Below are 4903 nucleotides of genomic sequence, written 5' to 3' on the forward strand. Positions count from 1 at the left end.
CCGCCGCCGGCATCGCGGGCGTCGTCCTTCTCGCCGTGCCGCTGCTGATCTGGGCCACGGACGACGCGCGGCAGAAGAAGGACGACGTGGCGGTGGCCGCCGGGTCCGACACCCTGCTGGAGGAGGAGTCCCTGGAGGTGCCGAAGGGCGACTATGCCCCGGCGGAGCCCACCCCGGAGCCCTCGGCCTCGAAGCCGTCCGCCAAGCCGAGTCCCGTCGTCAAGAAGCCGGTACCGGTGACGAGTCCGGCGTCCGCCCCGGTCAGTGAGTCGCCCAAGGAGACGAAGAAGAAGGAGGAGGCGAAGGTCCGGACCGAGAAGCGCGAGGCCCCCGAGCTCCCGCCGAACACCGCCGCCTTCGCCGTCCGGCGGCTGGCCGCCGAGGATTCCGGCCGGCACATCTGCTACCGGGTCCACAGGAAGGGCGCCGGCTGGACGAACCCGAGGTGCGACGGGGCCATGTCGGGCAAGGGACTGCCGATCACCGCCATCAACATCGCGGTGGTCGGCGCCCAGAGGGTGTCCGCCAACGAGTTCGTCCAGAAGGACGGGTGGACGACCCCGTGGTCGGACGCCGCCGACGGGACGGACCTGACGCTGGGCAGCGACTCCCCGGACGCGCCGAACCTCAGCGGCTACGCCATCGGTGTCGCGGACGGCAACGTCTGCCACCACCACAAGCTCGGCGGGCACGACTGGGGCGCCTATCTGTGCGAGTCGTCCGAGGGCTGGAGATTCGGCGGTTCGGTGGGTCCGGACGTGTGGCTGGAGTCCGTCAAGTTCAACCTCTGAGGGGCGCGACAGCGCAGCGGACGCCCGCCGGTGCCCGGTCCGGCGGGCGTCCGCCCTCAGAAGGTCACAGGGCGGCCTCCCGCCGCCGGGCCGGCAGATCCTCCGGCAGCAGCGTGGTGAGGTCGGCGAGACTGGGCGAGCTCAGGCCGCCCAGCCGGCGGGCCTGGCTCGTCATCATCGTCTCCAGCAACTGCCGGGCGAGCCGCGCGTTGCCGAAGGACCGGTCGCGCGGGAGGGCGTCCACATGGGCGCGCAGCGCCTCGACGGTGGCGTCGGCGCATTCGTACCCGGAGGTGGCGGCATGCCGGGACACGATGCTGACCAGCTCGTCCGTGCTGTAGTCCTCGAACGTCACGAACTTGGAGAACCGGGACGTCAGACCGGGGTTGGACTGGAGGAAGCGCCCCATCTCCTCGGTGTAGCCGGCGACGACGACCACGATCTCGTCGCGGTGGTCCTCCATCAGCTTCAGCAGGGTGTCGACGGCCTCGCGGCCGAAGTCGTTGGACGATCCCTCGGGGGTCAGGGTGTAGGCCTCGTCGATGAACAGCACCCCGCCCAGCGCGCTGGTGAAGACGTCCTTGGTGCGCTGGGCGGTGTGGCCGACGTACTGGCCGACCAGGTCCGCCCGCGCCACCTCCACCAGGGAGTCGCGGGGGAGTACCCCCAGTGAGTGCAGGAGCCGGGCGTACAGCCGGGCGACGGTGGTCTTGCCGGTGCCGGGCGGGCCGCTGAAGACCAGGTGGTTGCTGATCCGGGGGGCGGGCAGTCCCGCGGCGATCCGCTGGCGGGCGTTGGTCAGCAGACTGACCAGGTCGGCGACCTCCCGCTTCACGGCCGCGAGCCCCACCATGGCGGTGAGTTCGGCCATCGGGTCGGACGTGTCGCCGGTGTCCTGTGCCGGGCCGCCGCCGACGGCCGCCGCCTCCGCGTCGCCGACGTCCTGCGGCAGCAGCAGCGTCAGGTCGTTCTCCGCCGGGTCGGTCATGGCGGCGAGCCGGAACGCCTGCCGGTCCACCATGTCCTCGAACACACCGCGTGCCGCACGGCCGTTGCCGAACGTCGCGTCGCGCGTCATCTGCTCGAAGCGTACGGCGAGGGCCTCCCGGGTCAGCGGCCCGAGCTCGAACTGGTGCCGGCGGCAGAGGCTCTCGGTGATGGTCACCAGTTCCTCCACCGCGTAGTTGCCGAACTCGATGGTGCGGGTGAAGCGGGAGGCGAGACCGGGGTTGGCGGTCAGGAAGGACTCCATCTGCTCGGAGTAGCCGGCCGCCACCACGACCACGTCGTCGCGGTGGTCCTCCATCAGCTTCAGCAGGGTGTCGACGGCCTCGCGGCCGAAGTCGTTGGACGTCCCCTCGACGGTGAGCGTGTAGGCCTCGTCGATGAACAGCACGCCGCCGAGCGCGCTGTTGAACGCCTCGGTGGTCTTGATGGCCGTACCGCCGATGACCTGCGCGACGAGATCGGCGCGGGCGACCTCGACCAGGTGTCCGCTCCTGAGCACGCCCAGGTCCGCGAGGATGCTGCCGTAGAGGCGGGCGACGGTGGTCTTGCCGGTGCCGGGCGGCCCCGCGAAGATCAGGTGCCGGCTCATCGACGGGACCGGCATGCCCAGCCGGCGCCGGCGCTCCGCGAGCTGGTTCAGGTTGACCAGCGTGCTCACCTGGTGCTTGACGTTCTCCAGGCCGGTGAGCGCCTCCAGTTCGGCCAGTGGTCCCTCGGGCTCCGGCTCCTGGCCGGGCCCGACCGGGGCGCCGTCCTCGCCGGCTCGCCCGGCCGACTCGCCCCAGCTGTCGGGCAGCCCGTTGTCCGCGCTGGTCAGCAGCGTGACCGTGAGCCGCTCGCTCGCACGGCTCTGGCGCAGTCCCGCACCCCGGTTGTCGCGTACGACGCACCGGGTCACGTCGACCGGTTCGGCGCTGTCGATCCGTACGCCGTCGCCCGTACTGCCGGTGATCTCACAGGCGTCGAGGACGGCCCGGCCGCCGCGCGACACCTGGACGCCGTGGGCCTTCGAGCCGTGCACCCGGACCCGCTCCAGGGTGATCTCCGCGCCGTCCCGCACACCGACCCCCGCGTCGGCGCTCTCACCGATCTCGCAGTCCCGCAGCGTCCCCCGTCCGCGTTCGCCGACGAGGAGGCCCGAGCGGGCGGCGGAGGTGAGGACGGTGTCGCTGATCTCGGGGTCGGAGTCGTCGTCGATGCTCAGCGCGCAGCCGCCGGCGGACTCGATCTCGCAGTGCTCGAGGCGGCCGCGGCCGTCGTCGCCGAACTCGATGCCGTGGCCGCCCGATCCGGTGACCCGGACGCGGCGCAGCAGGGGGTTGGCGGCGGAGCGCACCGAGATGCCGACGCCGGCCGCGTCCAGCACGTCCAGGCGATCGAACTCGGCCGTGGAGTCGTCCCAGAGCTGCACCGCGCCTCCGGTGTCGGCGCAGTCGCTCACCACGGTGTCCCGCAGCAGCGGCGCGCCGCCCTCGACGACCCGTACGGCGGCCTCGGTGGAGCCGTGGAACGAGCAGCCCTCCAGGGTTCCGCGCGAGCGGTCCAGGACGAGCAGCCCGCTGGTCTTCGTGCGCCGGGTGACACATCCGCGCAGCACCGGGTCGGCCCCGCCGGATATGACGATGCCGCTCTGCGCGATCGACTCGAAGGACGTCTCCTCGATCTCCGGGCGGGACATGCTGGTCACCAGCAGGCCCACCGAGGTGTGGTGCACGGCGCACCGCAGCACGCGCGTCGAGCTGTGGCCCTCCAGGGCGATGGCCGGCTTGTCGGTGCCGGAGATGTCGCAGCCCTCCACGGTGCCGCGGGCCTCGCCGCTCGCCAGGATGCCGTTGGCCCGCGCGCTCCGGATGCGGCAGTCGCGGACGAGGGGCCCGGCACTCTCGCCGATCACCACGGCGGACGTGCCGATGTTCTCGAACACGCAGCCCTCGACGACGCTTTCGGACTCGGAGGAGTCGACGAGGCCGGCGCCGCCGGGATTGCTGACCCGGCAGCCGCGGGCGGCCAGCGAGCCCTTGCCGCGGACCAGCAGCGCCGTCCATCCGGCACCGGTCACGGTGCAGTCGTCGAGGGCCGCCTGACCGGCCGGTACGTCCACGACCGCGGCCTCCTTGTCGCGGCCCCGGAGGGTCAGGGCGCTGAGCATCACGGCGTCGGCCATGAGGGTGACGGCGCTGCCGTCCCGCGGGCAGAGCTCGACGGTGCCCGGCTCTCCCTCGCCGACGATCGTCACCCGGTGGCGGATGACGAGGTTCTCGGCGTAGCGGCCGGGACGGACCCGGATCACCGCCCCGGTGCGGGCCTGGGCCAGTGCCTCACCGATCGTCCGGAAGCCGTCCGACCGTTCCGGGCCGACCGTGAGTATGTGACGTGCCACGCCTCGAACCTCCTTGTGCTGGCGCCTGGTTGGCGCTGTACGCCGTACATCTCGTGTGCTTATCATGCGGCTCATGCGGAATGTCATGAAACGTCGGGGTACGGGTCTCGTGCTGGCGATCGCCGTGGTCCTGCCGGTCACCGGCGGGCCGGCCTTCGCCCTCCCCGCCGCGCCGGCCGCCCCGTCGGCGGGCCCCGGTGCCGACGGTCCGGGGGCCACGCTGCTGCCCCCGCTTCCCGTCCGGCTCGGCGAGGGCAACCCGTGCACCGGGGCCTCGGACCGGACGGCCACCGGAGCGGCGTGGTCCCAGACGGCGCTCGGACTGTCCCGGGCCCAGCGGATCTCCCGCGGCGGCGGGGTGACCGTCGCGGTGGTCGACACCGGGGTGGCCCCCGGCGTCCCCAGCCTGTCCGGCAGGGTGGAGGCCGCCGACGGGGCGGCCGGGGACTGCGTGGGCCACGGCACGTTCGCCGCCGGACTGATCGCCGCCGCGCCGGAGAAGGGCAGCGGCATCACCGGGACCGCCCCGCAGGCAGAGATCCTCGCCCTGACCGGCACCGACGACCGCGGGGTCCCCTCGGCGGAACGCGTGGCCGCCGGCATACGGACGGCGGCGGACCGCGGCGCACAGGTCATCTACGTCGGCCACGCCCTGCCCGCCGGCAGGACCGAACTCACCGCCGCCCACCAGACCCTGCTCCACCTCCAGGCCGCCTACGACCAC

General features: G+C 73.0%; 2 protein-coding genes and 1 pseudogene. 2 read left to right on the forward strand and 1 reads right to left on the reverse strand.

Annotated elements, in window-relative coordinates; all coding sequences use genetic code 11:
* Positions 1-791 (forward strand): annotated as a pseudogene (locus B9S61_RS41135) (hypothetical protein); the annotation flags it as partial.
* A gap of 64 nt (positions 792-855) precedes the next feature.
* Here B9S61_RS41135 and B9S61_RS28845 read toward each other — a convergent pair.
* Positions 856-4179, reverse strand: a complete 3324-nt coding sequence (locus B9S61_RS28845; RefSeq protein WP_103544865.1) for a right-handed parallel beta-helix repeat-containing protein — start codon at positions 4177-4179, stop codon at positions 856-858.
* A 73-nt stretch (positions 4180-4252) separates the two neighbouring features.
* On the opposite strand from B9S61_RS28845, the gene B9S61_RS28850 reads away from it, so the two are divergent.
* Positions 4253-4903: S8 family serine peptidase (locus B9S61_RS28850; RefSeq protein WP_258039905.1), on the forward strand; the 651-nt coding region annotated here is incomplete at its 3' end.

The organism is Streptomyces sp. SM1, assembly GCF_002910825.1.
In the GTDB taxonomy this organism is placed as follows: Bacteria; Actinomycetota; Actinomycetes; order Streptomycetales; family Streptomycetaceae; genus Streptomyces; species Streptomyces okerensis.